This window comes from Paraburkholderia sp. BR10141, from assembly GCF_056155635.1.
The window spans coordinates 44,712-62,195 of the sequence record NZ_JBMIQH010000019.1; the positions used below are offsets into that span (position 1 = coordinate 44,712).

Sequence of the window (17,484 nt, forward strand, 5' to 3'; positions counted from 1 at the left end):
AAGCCCCCGCCGCCGGGCCCGACGACGCCCAGCCCTACGAGGCGCCGAAACCGCCGGCGTTGCAGGCGCGCCCGCCAACGCCCGTGCCCTTCGACAAGCCGACCGACAACGTCGAAGGCGAATTGGGGGCCAAATATCGTCATGTCGTCCACAAGGAACTGGGCACTGAACTCAAGGGCGAAGTCGATGCCGACGTGAGCAACGAGATGACCGGCGAGTTGCGCGGCGACCTCGATCCGCCCGCCGGCACCGCTGCACCCGAGACAAACCCGGGCGAGACGCCGGGACAGCCACCGTCGACGCCCGATGCGTCCGATACATCGCCATCGCAAGGGAACAACGCGCCCGCCCAGAACGACGCGCCTGCAGGCCCCGAATCCCCCGCGGACCCCGCCGCGCCGACGCCGCCCGCCGGCGGCGGCAACGGCGTCTCCCGCTTCAAGTAAAATGAGCGCCCATGGCTAACCTTGCACTTTTTGATCTCGATCACACCCTGATCCCCACCGACAGCGACCACGAATGGGGCCGCTTCATGGTGAAGCTCGGCATTGTCGACGGCGAGCGCTTTGCGGAGCAAAACGACCGCTTCTACGCCGACTACAAGGCCGGCAAGCTCGACATCCACGCTTACCTCGTCGCCATGCTCACGCCGCTCGCGAAATATTCGCGCGCGCAGTTGAAGGAATGGCACGACCAGTACATGCACGAGGTGATCAAGCCGACCATCCTGCCAAGCGCAGTCGAGCTCGTGAAAAAGCACAAGGAAGCGGGCGACCTCTGCTGCGTAGTCACGGCCACCAACGAATTCATCACGGCGCCCATCGCCGAGGTCTTCGGCGTGGACAAGCTGATCGCGTGCGAAGTCGAAACCGTGGACGGCCATCCGGCCTCGGCCTTCACCGGCCGCCCGACGGGCACGCCGAGCTACCGCGAAGGCAAGATCGTGCGCGTCGAGCAATGGCTCGCCTCGCTCGGCAAGCGCTTTTCGGACTTCGAGCACAGCTACTTCTATAGCGACTCGCACAACGATATTCCGCTGCTCGAAAACGTCACCGACCCGATCGCCACCAACCCCGACGACACCCTGCGCGCTCACGCGCAACAAGCGGGCTGGCGCATTCTCGATTTGTTCCAAGCCCAGTGATCAAGAAACTCATCCGCAAGCTGTTCGGCCAGGACGACGCCGAAGCGGCGCAAGACACCGAAGCCCCCGCCGCCGATCCGGACACGGCCTCGCATGAAGGCGCAACCGCGCTCGCCGGCAGCACCCGCGCGCGCCGCAAGCCGGCCAGCGCACAGAAGACTTCGAAGCCGCGCGCCGGCAAGAGCGCGCCCGATCCGGCCACGCCCGTCATCCTTTCCGCCGACGTCCACGGCATCAATCCCGCGCTCATCTCGCGCAACGCCGTGCGCGTGACCGAAGGTCTGCAGCAGGCGGGCTTCCGCGCGTTCATCGTCGGCGGCGCGGTGCGCGATCTGCTGCTCGGCGTGGCGCCCAAGGACTTCGACGTCGCCACCGACGCCACGCCCGACCAGGTGCAGAAGCTGTTCCGCCGCGCGCGCATCATCGGCCGGCGCTTCCAGATCGTGCACGTGCAGTTCGGCCAGGAGATCATCGAGGTCTCGACGTTCCGCGCGCTCGTGGATGCGCCGCCTGCGGACGCCGAAGCGCCCGCGCCGGCGCCCGCAAAGCGCATGCGCCGCGACGAGCTCGACCGCAAGACGCACCACGTCGATGCGAGCGGCCGCGTGCTGCGCGACAACGTCTGGGGCGAGCAGCACGAAGACGCCACGCGCCGCGACTTCACGATCAACGCGATGTACTACGATCCGGCCACGCAAACCGTGCTGGATTACCACAACGGCATGGCCGACATGCGCGCGCGCCTGCTGCGCATGATCGGCGACCCGGCCACCCGCTATCGCGAAGATCCGGTGCGCATGCTGCGCGTAGTGCGTTTCGCGGCGAAGCTCGGCTTCGAGATCGAGGAGCACACGCGCGACCCCATCGTGAAGCTCGCGGACCTCATCAACAACGTACCGGCCGCGCGTCTTTTCGACGAAATGCTCAAGCTGCTGCTCTCGGGCCACGCGCTCGAGTGCCTCAAGTGGTTGCGCAAGGAAGGGCTCCATCACGGCCTGCTGCCGCTGCTCGACGTGGTGCTCGAACAGCCGCAAGGCGAGCGCTTCATCACGCTCGCGCTGTCGAACACCGACGCGCGCGTACGTGCAGGCAAGCCGGTCTCGCCGGGCTTCCTGTTCGCCACGCTGCTGTGGCACGACGTGCAGCAACGCTGGCAGCAATATACGGCCGAAGGCGAATTGCCCGTGCCGGCGTTGCATCGCGCGATGGACGACGTCATCGACGCGCAAACGGAAAAACTGGCGATTCACCGTCGTTTTTCGTCGGATATGCGCGAGATCTGGGGCCTGCAGCTGCGCCTCGAAAAACGTGGCCGCGGCGCGATCAAGCTGCTGGAACACCAAAGATTTAGAGCGGGGTATGATTTCCTCCTGCTGCGCTGCGAATCGGGCGAGCTGGACGCCGAAGTCGGCCAATGGTGGACGGACTTCATTTCCGGCGACAACGCCGAGCGCGAGACGCTTCTCGCGCAGGGCGGCAAGGAGCGCTCGCCGCGCAAACGCCGCCGCCGCGGCGGCGCGAAGAGCCGCAGAACGGGCGAAGGTGCTGTATCGGAAGCCGGCGCTGCCGGTGACGTGCATGAAGCCAGCAGTGCGGACTATGACGGCCACGCCGGTCCGCACGAGGACTGACGCCGTGCGGCGTCGCGGCTTGCCGCGGCGCACATGCGTCGAACCGCAACAAAAGTCGCAGGAAGTGAAGCCATGACGGTTGCCTGGCTGGGAATTGGCGCGAATCTGGGGGATGCGCGCCAAACCCTCAAAGACGCGGTGGTGTGCCTTGCACAACAGCACACCCTCACCGTCGTCGCCAAATCGAGTCTGTACCGCACCGCGCCCATCGACGCGGGCGGCGACGACTATTACAACTGCGTCGTGAAGATCGAGACGAGTCTCGACGTTCACGCGCTGCTCGGCCTGTGCCAGCGCGTCGAGCATCATTTCGGCCGGGAGCGCCCCTTTCGCAACGCGCCCCGCACGCTCGACATCGATATCCTGCTTTACGGCGACGCCACCATCGACGAAACCGACCTCGTCGTGCCGCATCCGCGCATGACGGGCCGCGCATTCGCGCTCGTGCCGCTCGTCGAGATCGATCCCGAACTCGTGATTCCGGGCCAGGGGCCCGCCAGCGCGTTCCTCGCCGCCGTGGCCGCCCAGCGCATCGAGAAGGTCAAGCCGTTGTGCCAGTGCATGGGTGTGGCGCCAGCACCGGACACGCCGCCCTCCGGCTCCGGCAACTGCCGATGAGCACGACACCCCTGCCCGTCGTCAGCGCGCGTGCCACGCGACCGGCCGCGCTCCAGTACATCGTGATCGAAGGGCCGATCGGCGCGGGCAAGACGACGCTCGCGACGCGTCTGGCCGAACGCTGGTCGATGCAGACGCTGTTCGAATCGAACGCCGAGAATCCGTTTCTGGAACGCGTGTATCGCGACACCGCGCCCTCGTCGCACGCGCTCGCGGCGCAGTTGCATATCGCCTTGCAACGCGAGCAACTTTCGCGCGACGTCGCCGCGCGCCGTGAAGCGGGCGTGCCGCTCATGACGAATTTCCTTGCCGAACGCAACGATCTGTTCGCACGCCTCACACTCGCCGAAGACGAACTGCCGCTCTACCGCGCGCTCGCCTCGCGCCTGACCTCATCGGCGCCCGCGCCCGACCTCGTCGTCTATCTGCAGGCGAGCCCCGAGGCGCTGTACGCGCGCATCCAGAAGCGGGCATTGCCGCGCGAGCTGGCTATTTCGAGTGCGTTCCTGCGGGCGCTCTGCGACAGCTACAACGATTTTTTCTATCATTACGATCATGCGCCGGTGCTCACCGTCGGCGCGGAGCATCTGGATCTGCCAGGTTCCGATGCGGACCTCGCGCTCGTCGCCGAACGTATCGAGACGATGCGCGGCCGCAAGGAATCCTTCGTCAAGGGCACGTCGCTATAACCGCCTCATCGGCGCGATCGCGCGGCGCAGCCCCTCCCCGTTTTCCCTTTCCCAACGGATTTCCCCATGACTTACCTGCAGGAAACGAGCCGCAGCGCGGTCACCGTGCCCAAACTCCAGGCCATGCGCGATGCAGGCGAACGCATCGCGATGCTGACGTGCTATGACGCGAGCTTCTCGGCGCTGTGCGAGCGCGCGGGCGTCGATACGGTGCTGATCGGCGACTCGCTCGGCAACGTGCTCCAGGGGCACACCACGACGCTGCCCGTCACCATCGACGACATCGCCTATCACACGGCCTGCGTGGCGCGCGCGCAGACCAAGGCGCTGATCATCGCCGATCTGCCGTTCGGCACCTTCGGCACGCCCGAAGACGCGTTTGCGAACTCGGTGAAGCTCATGCGCGCCGGCGCGCAGATGGTAAAGATCGAGGGCGGCGAATGGCTCGCGCCCACGGTGAAGATGCTGGTGGAGCGCGCCGTGCCCGTGTGCGCGCACATCGGCCTCACGCCGCAATCGGTGCATGCGTTCGGTGGCTTCAAGGTGCAGGGCAAGAGCGATGCGGCCGCGACGCAGATGATTCGCGACGCGCTGGCGCTGCAGGATGCCGGCGCGCAGCTCGTGGTGATCGAAGCCGTGCCCGCGGCGCTCGGCGCGGAAGTGACGAAGCAGTTGCGCATTCCGACCATCGGCATCGGCGCGGGCGTCGACTGCTCGGGCCAGGTGCTCGTGCTGCACGACATGCTCGGCATTTTCCCCGGCAAGCGGCCGCGCTTCGTGAAGGACTTCATGACGGGCCAGCCCGATATCGAATCGGCCGTGCGCGCGTATGTGCAGGCCGTGAAGGAGGGCACGTTCCCGGGGCCCGAGCACGTGTTCTGATTGGGCAGCTTCGCTTCGCAGAATCAACAAAGCGCGCTCCGTTGGGAGCGCGCTTTGTTTTTGTGGTGCGCCTGTGGTGCGCTACGCGAGCTTCATCGAATCAAGCGCGCCGGCACCGCGCCGCGCAGCGCGTTCGTGAGCATCAAGGCCTCGGCGTCGAGCACATCGTCGCGCGTGAGCACGCGCTCCTGTGCGCCGAATGCATCGTCGTCGAGCAGCACGCCGCGCATCACGCCCGGCAGCACGCCCGAGGCGAGCGGTGGCGTGAACCATTTGCCGTCGCGCTTCACGAACACGTTCGAGCGGCCGCCTTCGGTCAGTTCGCCGCGCTCGTTGAAGAACAGCATGTCGAAGCCGCCCTGCGCTTCGGCCTCGCGCCACGCACGATCGAATTCTGCACGGCGCGTGGTCTTGCGCAGCAACAGCGCGTCGGCGGATTCGACCGGCGCAAAGCCGTAGTCCGATGCCAGCAGCACGCCTACGGTGTCTTGCGCGAGCGGCGCAAGCGGTGCGCTGGTAATCGTCGCTGCCCCGCTCTTGCCGAGCGCGAGACGCAAACGGTGTGGCGCGTTTTGGTCAGCAAGTTTGGCCAAGCTTTCGTCGATGCGCGCTCGCAACGCTTGAACGTCGCACGGGAAGCCGAGCCACGCCGCGCTCGCCGCGAGCCGCGCAAGGTGACGCTCCACGTGGCGCACGCCCTCAGCGCGCGTCGCGCACATCGTTTCGAAGCATTCGATGCCCGGGTCGGCATCGGTGAGAAAACGGGCTTTCAAGCGGCACTCCTCGTATTCGTCGGCAGCCACGCTGTCGAGCACGATGCCCGCACCAACGCCCATTTCGCCGCGCCGAGTGGCGCCCGTGCCCCCGGACGGCGCGTCGAGCGTCAACGTGCGGATCACGACCGAGAGGCAAAAGTCGCCGCAAACCTCGCCTGCCGAGGGCGCCTCGAGCCAGCCTATCGTGCCTGTGTAAAGCCCGCGCGGCGCATGCTCGAGCGCTTCGATCAGCTCCATCGTCCGGTGCTTGGGCGCACCCGTGATCGAGCCGCACGGGAAAAGCGCGCGCATGACGCCGGCGAATGTCGTACCTTCGCGCAGCGTCGCTTCCACGGTCGAAGTCATCTGCCAGACGGACGCGTAGGGCTCGACACTGAAGAGCGCCGGGACGCGCACCGAGCCGGTTTGCGCGACGCGCGAGAGGTCGTTGCGCAGCAGGTCGACGATCATCACGTTCTCGGCGCGGTTCTTGGGGTCGTTCGCGAGAAAACGCGCGGCGGCGGCGTCCTGCTCCGCATCGGCGCTGCGCGCGGCCGTGCCCTTCATCGGTTTCGCGCGCAACGTTTGGCCGCGCTTCTCCACGAACAGCTCCGGCGAGCACGAGAGCACCCAGCGGTCGCCCGGCAACGCGATCAGCGCGCCGTAACGCACGCGCTGACGCTCGCGCAAGCGCCTGTAAAGCGCGAGCGGCGAACCGTACGCCTCGAAGCCGAGCCGGTAGGTGTAGTTGATCTGATACGAGTCGCCCGCGCGCAAGGCATCCTGCACGGCGGCGATGTCATGCTCGAAGCGCTCGCGATCGACACCGATCGTCACGCCCGCCACGCCTGCAGGCGCAGGCGCTTCAGCGCCCTCTTGCGCCGCGAGCCAAGCATCGGCTTCCTCGCGCGAGAGCGTTTTGCAGCGTTCGAACAATAAAAAACGCAGCGCGGCGTGGCCGTGCTGCGTTTCGTCGGATGAGGTCGTGTCGCGCCTGGCGAATTCGAGCGTGCGTCCAAACTCGTAGTCGCCGATCACGAGGGCGTGAAGTCCCTTGCCCAGTTCGGCATTCGCCTGCGCGCACACCGCGTCGAGATCCGCCGCGCGTTGGCACGCAAGCTCGCGCACGAACCCCGTATAGAGGCGGCTCGAGCGGCTCACCGCCGTCGAGTCGCCATCGTCGAGCAGCGCGAAAGTCGCGCCGCCAGGATTGACTGCCATTGCTGATCACTACCTGCTGCTTACCTGCTGCATGGTGACGCCGGAAAAGCGCGTCAGTCGAAGAAGCTCTTCACGCGGTCGAACCAGCTCTTGCTTTGCGGGCTGTGGCGCGAACCGCCTTCCACGAGCGACTTCTCGAACTGCTGCAGCATCTCGCGCTGGTGTTCGGTGAGCTTGACCGGCGTTTCCACCTGAACATGCACATACAGATCGCCGGCGATGCTCGAACGCAGACCCTTGATGCCCTTGCCACGCAGACGGAACGTCTTGCCCGACTGCGTGCCTTCGGGCACCGTGAACGAGGCGCGGCCCGCCAGCGTCGGCACTTCGATCTCGCCGCCCAGCGCCGCCGTGGTGAACGGAATCGGCATCTGGCAGTGCAGGTCGTCGCCGTCGCGCTCGAACACCGCGTGCTGCTTGATGTGGATCTCGACATACAGATCGCCCGACGGCCCGCCGTTGATGCCAGGCTCGCCGTTGCCAGCCGAACGGATGCGCATGCCGTCGTCGATGCCCGCCGGAATCTTCACTTCGAGCGTCTTGGTTTCCTTGACCTTGCCTGCGCCGTGGCAGTTCGTGCAGGGTTCAGGAATGTACGAGCCCGTGCCGTGGCACTTAGGGCAAGTCTGCTGGATGCTGAAGAAGCCTTGCGACATGCGCACCGAACCCGAACCATGGCAGGTCGGGCAGGTTTCGGGCTTCGTGCCGGGCTTCGCGCCCGAGCCGTGACAGACTTCACAGCCGGTCCAGCCCGGCACGCGGATCTGCGTCTCGTAGCCGTGCGCCGCCTGCTCCAGCGAGATTTCCATGCTGTAGCGCAGGTCCGCGCCGCGATACACCTGCGGGCCGCTGCGCTGGCCACCGCGGCCGCCGCCAGCGGCCTGGCCGAAGATATCGCCGAAGATGTCGCCGAAAGCGTCCGCGAACCCGCCGAAGCCCTGCGCGCCCGCGCCGCCCATGTTGGGATCGACGCCGGCGTGGCCGTACTGGTCGTAAGCCGCGCGCTTTTGCGAGTCCGACAGCATTTCGTAGGCCTCTTTGGCCTCCTTGAAATGCTCTTCCGCATCCTTGTTGTCCGGATTGCGGTCGGGGTGATACTTCATCGCGAGCTTGCGATACGCCTTCTTGATTTCGTCGTCGCTCGCGTTCTTCGCGACGCCCAGAACCTCGTAGTAATCCCGTTTCGCCATATCGGTTCAACGCCGGCCTCGCGCTTCACGGCGCGCGCCGGCTCCTCTTGAATGCTGGATCTCGTGACCCGTTTGCCGTTCCCCTGAACATCCGCACAGGCGCTTATCACGCCGCGGCGGCCCCTGACAGAGAACGGCCTCCATAAAACAAATGTGCCCGGAGAGCCGGATGGCTCGCCAGGCGCTGCAATGCTGACACGCATCGTAACCGATGCGGCCGCTTTCGTAGTCGCTTTCATCGGATCACGACCGTTCGCTGATCAGGCAGAACGGTCATGACCGCCACGAACCGGCTTAGTCCTTCTTGACTTCCTTGAACTCGGCGTCGACCACGTCGTCGGCGTCGTTCTGCGCGCCCTGCTCGGCCGCACCGGCACCTGCGGCACCCGCGCCGGCGGCACCGGCCGCGCCTGCCTGCTGCGCCTGCATGTCGGCGTACATCTTCTCGCCGAGCTTCTGCGACGCTGCCGACAGCGCCTCGACCTTCGCCTCGATCGTCGCCTTGTCGGCCGACGAGCTCTTCAGCGTTTCTTCGAGGTCCTTCAGCGCGGCTTCGATCGTTTCCTTTTCGCTGGCTTCGATCTTGTCGCCATACTCGGCCACGGCCTTCTTCGTGCTGTGCACCAGTGCGTCGCCCTGGTTGCGCGCGTCGGCAATCTCGCGCAGACGGTGATCTTCTTCCGCGTTCGCTTCGGCGTCCTTCACCATCTTCTCGATTTCGGCTTCCGACAGACCCGAGTTCGCCTTGATGGTGATCTTGTTTTCCTTGCCGGTGGCCTTGTCCTTCGCGCCCACGTGCAGAATGCCGTTCGCGTCGATGTCGAAGGTCACTTCGATCTGCGGCACGCCGCGCGGTGCGGGCGGAATGCCTTCGAGGTTGAACTCGCCGAGCAGCTTGTTGCCCGCTGCCATTTCGCGCTCGCCCTGGAACACCTTGATCGTCACGGCCGACTGGCTGTCGTCCGCCGTCGAGTAGACCTGTGCGTGCTTGGTCGGGATCGTGGTGTTCTTGTTGATCATCTTCGTCATCACGCCGCCGAGCGTCTCGATACCGAGCGACAGCGGGGTCACGTCGAGGAGCAGCACGTCCTTGCGGTCACCCGAGAGCACCTGCCCCTGGATCGCGGCGCCAACGGCCACGGCTTCGTCCGGGTTCACGTCACGGCGCGGGTCCTTGCCGAAGAACTCCTTGACCTTCTCCTGCACCTTCGGCATACGCGTCTGGCCGCCGACGAGAATCACGTCGTCGATGTCGCCGACCTTCACGCCTGCGTCCTTGATCGCCATGCGGCACGGCTCGATGGTGCGCTCGATCAGTTCCTCGACCAGCGCTTCCAGCTTGGCGCGCGTGAACTTGAGGTTCAAGTGCTTCGGACCCGACGCGTCTGCCGTGATGTACGGCAGGTTGATGTCGGTCTGCTGGCCCGACGACAGTTCGATCTTGGCCTTTTCAGCGGCTTCCTTCAGGCGTTGCAGCGCGAGCACGTCCTTCGAGAGGTCGACGCCCTGCTCTTTCTTGAACTCGCCGATGATGTAATCGATGATGCGCTGGTCGAAGTCTTCACCGCCGAGGAACGTGTCGCCGTTGGTCGAGAGCACTTCGAACTGCATTTCGCCGTCGACATCCGCGATTTCGATGATCGAGATATCGAACGTGCCGCCGCCCAGGTCGAACACGGCGATCTTGCGGTCGCCCTTTTCGGCCTTGTCCAGACCGAACGCGAGTGCGGCTGCCGTCGGCTCGTTGATGATGCGCTTGACTTCCAGGCCGGCGATGCGGCCGGCGTCCTTGGTGGCCTGACGCTGGCTGTCGTTGAAGTACGCGGGAACCGTGATCACGGCTTCGGTGACCGGCTCGCCGAGGTAGTCTTCAGCGGTCTTCTTCATCTTGCGCAGCACTTCAGCCGAAACCTGCGACGGCGCGAGCTTCGCGCCATGCGCTTCGACCCAGGCGTCGCCGTTGTCGTGCTTGACGATCTTGTAGGGCATCAGGCCGATGTCCTTCTGCACTTCCTTCTCTTCGAAGCGGCGGCCGATCAGGCGCTTGACTGCGTACAGCGTGTTCTTCGGGTTCGTGACCGACTGGCGCTTGGCCGGTGCGCCGACCAGAACTTCGTTGTCGTCCATGTAGGCGATGATCGAAGGCGTCGTACGGGCGCCTTCCGAGTTCTCGATCACCTTGACCTGATTGCCTTCCATCAGCGCCACGCACGAGTTGGTGGTGCCGAGGTCGATACCAATGATTTTGCCCATTTTTGTCAAATCTCCAGAATTTGGTCGCTGTGCGGACGCCGCTTTCGCGCTGCGCAGGTAACTACATGCTCGAGCCGCGTTTTCCCTTGTGCGCGGCTGGCGTCCACTTCAATACGGAACTACTGCCCAAATAAGTGCCGCTACGGCGATTTCAAGGGGTTTGGGCTATGCGTTCCATCATTTTTTTTAATCGCAGGGCCTTTGGGTTTCCTTTGGGTTCCTTCAGGCCACCGCATTACTTACATCTTTCTTACTTCGGTGCCGAAACGGTCACGAGCGCCGGACGCAGTACGCGGTCGGCGATCACATAGCCCTTTTGCAGCACGCTGACCACCGTGTTCGCTTCCTGCTCGGACGGGACCATCGAGATGGCCTGGTGACGGTGCGGGTCGAACTTCTCGCCCACGGGGTTGATCGCGAGGACCTTGCCCTTCTCGAGCGCGCCGGTGAGCTGCTTGAGCGTGAGTTCGACGCCTTCGTTGACCTTGGCGAGGTCGTCCGAGTTATGGGCGAGAGCGGCTTCGAGGCTGTCCATCACCGGCAGCAGATGCTCGGCGAAGTTTTCGATCGCGAACTTGTGCGCCTTGGCGACGTCTTCCTGCGCGCGGCGGCGTACGTTCTCGGTCTCGGCCTTGGCGCGGACGAAGGCGTCCTGCAATTCGGCGACTTTCGCTTGGGCTTCGGCCAGTGCGGCCTCGGCAAGCGCCGCTGCGTTCTGGTCCACGCCGCCTTGGGCTGCCTGCTCGGCCGCTTCAGCCGTCTGGGGCTGGGCTGCCTGCGACGCCTCGTCCGCGGGCGTGGGGTTCTGGCTCGTCGGGTTCTCTTGCGTGTTTTCCATGTCGCTGAACGTCGTTGAATAGTGAAAAAGGGAACAAAGCTTCGGGCGCCATGACGCCGGCCGCTCTACTGCGCCTGGGCCGTTGCGCCGACGCGACAGAGGCTTCGGACATCGCGAGAGCACATGGGTGCCGGATCGCTTGTTTCAAGAGGCGCTTGCGGCTTTTTTATACAGAAAATCAAGCCACGCAATCGCCCGTAACAATCATTACTGCAGCGCCGCAAAAATGAAATTGAGTAAGGGACATCCCTGACCTACACTCAGGAACAGGTGCTGCTCATGACGCGTTTACCCTGAGCCCGGCACCGCACCGAATGGGCCCACGGACAGCACCTTTTTTAGCAGCAGCACCGCACATAAAAACGCTATCCGGGCCTCGAAACTGGCTGTTTTGCTGCGATCCCAAGGGGAGTACCGTGAAACTGACCTTTGCCATATCGGTGGTCGCGCTGGTACTCATCGCCGGGACTACGACCATCTGCATGTCGGGCGCCGTGAACGAAAACACGACGGAATACGGGGGCGTGCACGCTACGATGGAAGCGCTCTTCAACCCTCACGCGAAAATTTGTCGATAGTGCGGCGGTCGCGCTTGGTCGGCCTGCCCGGCAACACGGCAGCCGGTTCGCGAAAGAGCCGGCGCCGGTCCTGCTCCGCCGCGCGCCGCTCGCGCCCGGCTTCAGTTTCCGCATAGAGCGTCTGCGCGATGCTGGCGGGGCCGCGCATCTCGCAAATGCCCAATACCTGCACTTCCCAGACCACATGATCGATCTCGATTTCGACGAGGTCGCCCACGCGCACGTCCTTCGATGCCTTCACGGCGTCGCCGCCAATGCGCACGCGCCCCTTGCCCACGGCGTCCGAGGCGAGCGAGCGCGTCTTGAAGAAACGCGCCGCCCATAACCATTTGTCGATGCGCAGCCGCGCGCCAGGTTCGGTCGAAATCTTGTAGTTCATCAGAAGCTTTCCGGATGCGCCGCTCAGTTCACGCTCAGTTCACGCTCACTTCACTGGGTCAGGCCACTGCGCCAGCCGGCGCCGCGGCTTGCACGGGCCAGCCCTGCAGGTGCTGCGCAACAATCTCGCCCAGCGCCGCGATCCACGCCGGCGAGGCATTCAGGCATGCTATGCGGTGAAACTCCTTGCCGCCGCCGTGCAGGAACTCGTCGCGCACTTCCATGCCGATTTCCTCGATGGTTTCCAGGCAATCCGCCGTGAAACCGGGGCAGAACACGTCCGCACGGTGCACGCCGCCCGCGCCCAGTTCCCGCAGCGTGGGCGCCGTGTATGGCTGGAGCCATTGCGCCCGCCCAAAGCGCGACTGGAAGGTCACCCGGCATTCGACCGGCGTTAGCTCCAGCGCGTGCATGAGGAGCGCGGCCGTTTGCTGGCACTGGTCGTGGTACGGGTCGCCCAGATCGAGCGTACGGCTCGGCACCCCGTGAAAACTCAGCACGAGGCGGTCGCCCGCCGCGAAATTGGGTTTGCCGTGCGCGTGCCAGTACTGGTGCACCTGGGCCGCGAGCGCCGCAATATACGCCGGATGGTCGTGATAGCCGCGCACCGTGCGGATTTCCGGCTGGTTGCGCATGCGGCGCAGCGCGGCGAAGGCCGCGTCGAACGCCGTGGCCGTGGTCGACGCCGAGTACTGCGGATACATCGGCATGAGCAGGATGCGTTCCGCGCCCGCGAGCTTGAGCTGGTTCAGCATCGCCGGGATGTCTGGCGTGCCGTAGCGCATCGCGTAATCGACGAGGACCGTGTAGTCGTTGATTTGCAGCAGATGGCGCAGGCCGTCGGTCTGCTTCTGCGTATGCACGCGCAGCGGGGAACCCTCGGGCGTCCAGACCGCCGCGTACTTCTTCGCCGACGACCGGCCGCGAAACGGCAGGATCAGCGTGCGCAGGATGACCTGCCAGATCGGCGCCGGAATCTCGACCACGCGCGGATCGGACAGAAACTGCGCGAGATAGCGGCGCACGGCGCGCGGCGTGGGCGCGTCCGGCGTGCCCAGGTTGATGAGCAGCACGGCGACGCGATGCGCCGCGGCGGACTGCGAAGGCCGCTCCAGGTCGAAACGCATAGGCGATCAGTGGCGCCGCGCGAATGCGCAGCAACGGTTGCATGAAACAAGCATTATAGCGGGCGGTCCTGGCGGGCCAAACCGGACCCGCGACGCGGCGAGTGACCGCCGCGCGTTGGCCATTCGGCCGATGGCGCGCACCACGCCTTTCGAGGGATGATCGTCGGAAAGGCGGGGGTGCCCGATGCGGCGCTCAGTTCTGGCTGAGCGTGAGCGAGAGCAGCCGCGCCGTGATGTCGACGATCGGAATCACGCGGTTGTACGCCATGCGCGTCGGTCCGATCACGCCGAGCGTGCCGACGATCTTGCCGTTCACCTCGTAGGGAGCCGTCACCACGCTCATTTCCTCGATCGGCACGAGTTGCGACTCGCCGCCAATGAAAATCTGCACACCCTGCGCGTGGCTCGAGACGTCGAGCAGCTGCAGCAGGCTGGTTTTCTGGTCGAATACGTCGAAGAGCTTGCGCAGGCGCGCCATGTCCGAGGAAAGGTCGGCCACTTCGAGCAGGTTGCGCTCGCCGGAAATGAGCAAGGTGTCGCCGCTTTCGGGCTCTTCGGTGCTCGCGGTTACGGCCGCGTGCATGAGCGTGGTCATGTCGCCGCGCAGCGCGTCGATTTCCTCGCGCAGGCGGCGGCGCACCTCGTCGAACGACAGGCCCGCGAAGTGCGCGTTGATGTAATTCGAGGCTTCGATGAGCTCGGAAGGCGTGAAGTCGCGCTGCGTCGCCATGATGCGGTTCTGCACGTCGCCTTCGGGCGTCACGATGATGAGCAGGATGCGCTTGTCGGACAGGCGCATGAACTCGATCTGCTTGAACACGTGGCTGCGCCGGGGCGTCAGCACCACGCCCGCGAACTGCGAGAGGTTCGAGAGCACGCTGGCCGCCGCCGCCACCACTTTCTGCGGCTCGCCGGGGCGCAGCGTGGTCTTTACCGCCCGCGTGAGCGCGTCGTCGTCCGAACTGGGCTCGACGGTGAGCATGGTGTCGACGAACAGGCGATAGCCGCGCGGCGTGGGCACACGCCCGGCCGAGGTATGCGGGCTGGACACGAGACCCAGCTCCTCGAGGTCCGACATGACGTTGCGGATCGTCGCCGGGCTCAGTTCCAGGCCGGAATAGCGCGACAGCGTGCGCGAGCCGACCGGCTGACCTTCGGCGATGTAGCGCTCGATCAGCGTCTTGAGGAGGGTTTGTGCGCGGGGATCTAGCATGACTCAAAATTTTAGCCTAATGGCGGGTTGGCCGCGAGTGCGCCGCCAGGTCGGGCCCGACGGGCAGGCCCGCAGCGCGGGGCGGCCCGGTTTCGCCCGTTGCCGCCGGGCATGTTGCATGGCACATCGTCTGGCACATCGCGCGTTGTCATCGCCGTGTCACCGGCTTAGGGCGGGAGGGCGCGGCGCGCAAGGCCTGGCGGGCCGCGCCCGGCTTGCGCCAGGTTCTTTTCGTGACCTGACTATGGTGTAATGCCGGCATGCAGATCCAGAAGATCCAGAGCCAGTTCAAGACGGTTGCGCTCGTTGGGCGCAGCAATACGCCGGGCATTGCCGAGCCGCTGACGGCGCTCGCCCAGACCATTTCGAAGCGCGGCTTCGAGGTCGTGTTCGAAGCGCAAACCGCAGAGGAAATCGGCGCGCAAGGCTATCCCGCGCTGCAGCCGTCCGAAATCGGCGCGCGCGCGGACGTGGCCGTCGTGCTCGGCGGCGACGGCACGATGCTCGGCATCGGCCGCCAGCTCGCGCCCTACCGCACGCCGCTCATCGGCATCAACCACGGGCGGCTCGGCTTCATTACCGACATCGCGTTCTCCGAGATGCAGGAGGTCGTGCCGCAACTGCTCGCGGGCTCGTTCGAGCGCGAGGAGCGCTCGCTGCTCGAGTCGCGCATCACCCGCGACGGCGACCCGATCTACCACGCGCTCGCCTTCAACGACGTGGTCGTGAACCGTAGCGGCTTTTCGGGCATGGCCGAACTGCGCGTGAACGTGGATGGCCGCTTCATGTACAACCAGCGCTCAGACGGCTTGATCGTCGCGACGCCCACGGGCTCGACCGCCTACGCGCTCTCGTCGCAGGGGCCGATCCTGCATCCGCAGCTGCAAGGCATCGTGCTCGTACCGATCGCGCCGCACGCGCTCTCGAACCGCCCGATCGTGCTGCCCGACGACTGCAAGGTGAGCATCCAGATCGTGGCGGGCCGCGACGTCAACGTCAACTTCGACATGCAGTCGTTCACGGCGCTGGAGCTGAACGACGTGATCGAGGTGCGCCGCTCGCGCCACACGGTGCCTTTCCTGCACCCGGTCGGCTATAGCTACTACCGCACGCTGCGCAAGAAGCTGCATTGGAACGAGCACCCCTCGCTGCAGGGCGATCCGGAGGACTAAACCCGCGTCTTAGCGTGAAGCGCGCGCGTGCGTTGCCATGCAGCCAGCAGTCCCACGGTAGTCAAAGCCAACCCAAAAAAGCAGAACCAGACGCCATGCTTCGCCATCTCTCGATTCGCGACTTCGTGATCGTCGCCGCGCTCGACCTCGAATTCGATAGCGGTTTCACCGTGTTTTCCGGCGAAACCGGCGCGGGCAAGTCGATCCTGATCGACGCCCTCGCTCTCACGCTCGGCACGCGCGCCGACGCGAGCGTCGTGCGCACCGGCGAGGCCCGCGCCGACATCACCGCCGAGTTCGACGTGCCCGCGCATGCCGCGCTTTGGCTCGACGAGCAGGCGCTCACGAACGGCGACGGCGAGCACACGGTCATGATGCGCCGCGTGGTGGACAGCGGCGGGCGCTCGCGCGCCTTCATCAACGGGACGCCCGCCACGCTCGCGCAACTGCGCGAGCTGGGCGAAATGCTCGTGGACATCCACGGCCAGCATGCTCACCAACTGCTCATGCGCCCCGACGCGCAGCGCGAACTGTTCGACACGCACGCGGGCCTCACGGATCTCGCCGCCACCGTCACGCGCGCGTGGCGCGAGGCACGCGACGCGCGTCTCGCCCTGCAGAGCGCCATGTCGCGCGACCGCGAGCTGCAGCTCGAGCGCGAGCGCCTCGCGTGGCAGCTCGCCGAGCTCGACAAGCTCGCGCCGCAGCCGGGCGAATGGGAGGAAGTGAACGCGGAGCACGTGCGGCTTTCGAACTCGGCCAACCTGATCGAAGGCGTACAAGGCGCGCTCGCGGCGTTATCGGAATCCGACGAGGCGATGCTCTCGCAGCTGAACTCGATCGTCTCGAAGCTGCGCTCCCTCGCCGAAGTCGACGCCGAACTCAACGACGCCCTCGCCGCGCTCGAACCGGCCGCGATCCAGATCCAGGAAGCGGCGTACTCGCTCTCGCACTACGCGCAACGCCTCGATCTCGATCCGCAACATCTCGCGCAGGTCGAACGGCGCCTCGACGCGCTGCATTCGACGGCGCGCAAGTTCCGCCTGCCGGCCGAAACGCTACCTGAGGAACACGCGTCGCGCCGCCAGCAGCTCGCGGCACTCGATGCCGCATCCGATCTCGACGGCCTGCGCGCCGCCGAGCAGAAGGCGCAGGAAGCCTATCTCGCGCAGGCACGCCAGCTCTCGAAGGCGCGCGCCAAGGCGGCGAAGGCGCTCGGCTCGGCGGTCACGCAAGGCATGCAGGAACTGTCGATGGCCGGCGGCAGCTTCGAAGTCGCGCTCGTGGCGCTCGGCAGCAGCTCGACCGGCGAGCCGATCGGCGGAGCCCATGGTCTGGAGCAGATCGAATTCCGGGTGGCGGGCCATGCCGGCGTGCCGCTGCGCCCGCTCGCGAAGATCGCTTCGGGCGGCGAGCTCGCACGTATCAGTCTCGCGCTCGCCGTGATCGCGAGCGCGGCGAGCCCCACGCCCACGCTGATCTTCGATGAAGTGGATACGGGCATTGGCGGTGGGGTCGCCGAAGTGGTGGGACGTTTGCTGCACCAGCTCGGTCGCGCGCGCCAGGTGCTGTGCGTGACGCACTTGCCGCAGGTCGCGGCGCGCGGCGATCACCACTTCCAGGTGGCGAAGTCCGGCGACGGCAACGGCGGCACGGTCTCGGCCGTCACGCCGCTCGACAGGGGCGGCCGGGTGGAGGAAGTCGCGCGCATGCTGGGCGGGCTGGAGATTACCGCGACGACCAGGCGGCATGCGAAGGAGATGCTAGCGGCTTGAGCTTCCCTGCCTCGTTGATA

Annotated in this window: 14 protein-coding genes; 7 read left to right on the forward strand and 7 right to left on the reverse strand. The window is 65.8% G+C overall.

The window, feature by feature from the left end; genetic code table 11:
* Window positions 1-457: 457 nt before the first annotated feature.
* From ACOJB8_RS24515 to panB, 5 genes are all read left to right on the forward strand, one after another.
* Window positions 458-1,144 carry a histidinol-phosphatase gene (locus ACOJB8_RS24515; protein WP_069267777.1) on the forward strand — a complete coding sequence of 229 codons (687 nt, stop codon included), beginning with the start codon at window positions 458-460 and terminating at the stop codon, window positions 1,142-1,144.
* Window positions 1,141-2,775, forward strand: coding sequence for a polynucleotide adenylyltransferase PcnB (gene pcnB / locus ACOJB8_RS24520; protein ID WP_475014784.1), 1,635 nt, complete (start codon window positions 1,141-1,143; stop codon window positions 2,773-2,775). Before ACOJB8_RS24515 ends, pcnB begins: the two co-directional genes overlap by 4 nt.
* A 72-nt stretch (window positions 2,776-2,847) precedes the next feature.
* Window positions 2,848-3,393, forward strand: coding sequence for a 2-amino-4-hydroxy-6-hydroxymethyldihydropteridine diphosphokinase (gene folK / locus ACOJB8_RS24525; RefSeq protein WP_342947698.1), 546 nt, complete (start codon window positions 2,848-2,850; stop codon window positions 3,391-3,393).
* Window positions 3,390-4,082, forward strand: coding sequence for a deoxynucleoside kinase (locus ACOJB8_RS24530; RefSeq protein ID WP_342947697.1), 693 nt, complete (start codon window positions 3,390-3,392; stop codon window positions 4,080-4,082). The genes folK and ACOJB8_RS24530 overlap by 4 nt, the downstream gene beginning before the upstream one ends.
* A gap of 66 nt (window positions 4,083-4,148) precedes the next feature.
* Window positions 4,149-4,964 (forward strand): 3-methyl-2-oxobutanoate hydroxymethyltransferase, encoded by an 816-nt coding sequence (panB, locus tag ACOJB8_RS24535; protein WP_069267781.1) that lies wholly within the window; start codon window positions 4,149-4,151, stop codon window positions 4,962-4,964.
* Between the two features lie 92 nt (window positions 4,965-5,056).
* Here panB and pabB read toward each other — a convergent pair whose 3' ends face one another.
* The 7 genes from pabB to hrcA all read right to left on the reverse strand — a co-directional run bounded on the left by pabB (window position 5,057) and on the right by hrcA (window position 14,517).
* Window positions 5,057-6,940 (reverse strand): aminodeoxychorismate synthase component I, encoded by a 1,884-nt coding sequence (gene pabB / locus ACOJB8_RS24540; protein ID WP_368683765.1) that lies wholly within the window; start codon window positions 6,938-6,940, stop codon window positions 5,057-5,059.
* A 53-nt stretch (window positions 6,941-6,993) separates the two neighbouring features.
* The gene (dnaJ, locus tag ACOJB8_RS24545; RefSeq protein WP_069267783.1) at window positions 6,994-8,130 is read right to left on the reverse strand and encodes a molecular chaperone DnaJ; all 1,137 of its coding nucleotides are present in this window, start codon (window positions 8,128-8,130) and stop codon (window positions 6,994-6,996) included.
* A 294-nt stretch (window positions 8,131-8,424) separates the two neighbouring features.
* A complete protein-coding gene (gene dnaK, locus ACOJB8_RS24550) occupies window positions 8,425-10,383 on the reverse strand; it encodes a molecular chaperone DnaK (RefSeq protein ID WP_069267784.1) in 1,959 nt (652 codons plus the stop codon).
* 250 nt (window positions 10,384-10,633) lie between these two features.
* Entirely contained in the window at window positions 10,634-11,221 is a 588-nt protein-coding gene (grpE, locus tag ACOJB8_RS24555; protein ID WP_069267785.1) for a nucleotide exchange factor GrpE, read from the reverse strand.
* 549 nt (window positions 11,222-11,770) lie between these two features.
* Entirely contained in the window at window positions 11,771-12,178 is a 408-nt protein-coding gene (locus ACOJB8_RS24560; RefSeq protein ID WP_342947693.1) for an RNA-binding S4 domain-containing protein, read from the reverse strand.
* 58 nt (window positions 12,179-12,236) lie between these two features.
* Window positions 12,237-13,304, reverse strand: coding sequence for a ferrochelatase (gene hemH, locus ACOJB8_RS24565; protein ID WP_069267788.1), 1,068 nt, complete (start codon window positions 13,302-13,304; stop codon window positions 12,237-12,239).
* 193 nt (window positions 13,305-13,497) lie between these two features.
* Entirely contained in the window at window positions 13,498-14,517 is a 1,020-nt protein-coding gene (gene hrcA / locus ACOJB8_RS24570; RefSeq protein ID WP_028202023.1) for a heat-inducible transcriptional repressor HrcA, read from the reverse strand.
* A 260-nt stretch (window positions 14,518-14,777) separates the two neighbouring features.
* Here hrcA and ACOJB8_RS24575 point away from each other — a divergent pair, with 260 nt between their 5' ends.
* Entirely contained in the window at window positions 14,778-15,689 is a 912-nt protein-coding gene (locus ACOJB8_RS24575; protein ID WP_069267790.1) for an NAD kinase, read from the forward strand.
* Window positions 15,690-15,784: 95 nt separating this feature from the next.
* A complete protein-coding gene (recN, locus tag ACOJB8_RS24580) occupies window positions 15,785-17,464 on the forward strand; it encodes a DNA repair protein RecN (protein WP_069267791.1) in 1,680 nt (559 codons plus the stop codon).
* Window positions 17,465-17,484 lie beyond the last annotated feature (20 nt).

Excerpts from the sequence above, each read along its gene's own strand:
- ACOJB8_RS24515 (WP_069267777.1), top strand. The coding sequence starts at position 458 with ATGGCTAACCTTGCACTTTTTGATCTCGATCACACCCTGATCCCCACC.
- grpE (WP_069267785.1), bottom strand. The coding sequence starts at position 11,221 with ATGGAAAACACGCAAGAGAACCCGACGAGCCAGAACCCCACGCCCGCG.
- pabB (WP_368683765.1), bottom strand. The coding sequence starts at position 6,940 with ATGGCAGTCAATCCTGGCGGCGCGACTTTCGCGCTGCTCGACGATGGC.
- ACOJB8_RS24575 (WP_069267790.1), top strand. The coding sequence starts at position 14,778 with ATGCAGATCCAGAAGATCCAGAGCCAGTTCAAGACGGTTGCGCTCGTT.
- recN (WP_069267791.1), top strand. The coding sequence starts at position 15,785 with ATGCTTCGCCATCTCTCGATTCGCGACTTCGTGATCGTCGCCGCGCTC.
- folK (WP_342947698.1), top strand. The coding sequence starts at position 2,848 with ATGACGGTTGCCTGGCTGGGAATTGGCGCGAATCTGGGGGATGCGCGC.
- ACOJB8_RS24530 (WP_342947697.1), top strand. The coding sequence starts at position 3,390 with ATGAGCACGACACCCCTGCCCGTCGTCAGCGCGCGTGCCACGCGACCG.
- hrcA (WP_028202023.1), bottom strand. The coding sequence starts at position 14,517 with ATGCTAGATCCCCGCGCACAAACCCTCCTCAAGACGCTGATCGAGCGC.
- panB (WP_069267781.1), top strand. The coding sequence starts at position 4,149 with ATGACTTACCTGCAGGAAACGAGCCGCAGCGCGGTCACCGTGCCCAAA.
- hemH (WP_069267788.1), bottom strand. The coding sequence starts at position 13,304 with ATGCGTTTCGACCTGGAGCGGCCTTCGCAGTCCGCCGCGGCGCATCGC.
- dnaK (WP_069267784.1), bottom strand. The coding sequence starts at position 10,383 with ATGGGCAAAATCATTGGTATCGACCTCGGCACCACCAACTCGTGCGTG.
- ACOJB8_RS24560 (WP_342947693.1), bottom strand. The coding sequence starts at position 12,178 with ATGAACTACAAGATTTCGACCGAACCTGGCGCGCGGCTGCGCATCGAC.
- dnaJ (WP_069267783.1), bottom strand. The coding sequence starts at position 8,130 with ATGGCGAAACGGGATTACTACGAGGTTCTGGGCGTCGCGAAGAACGCG.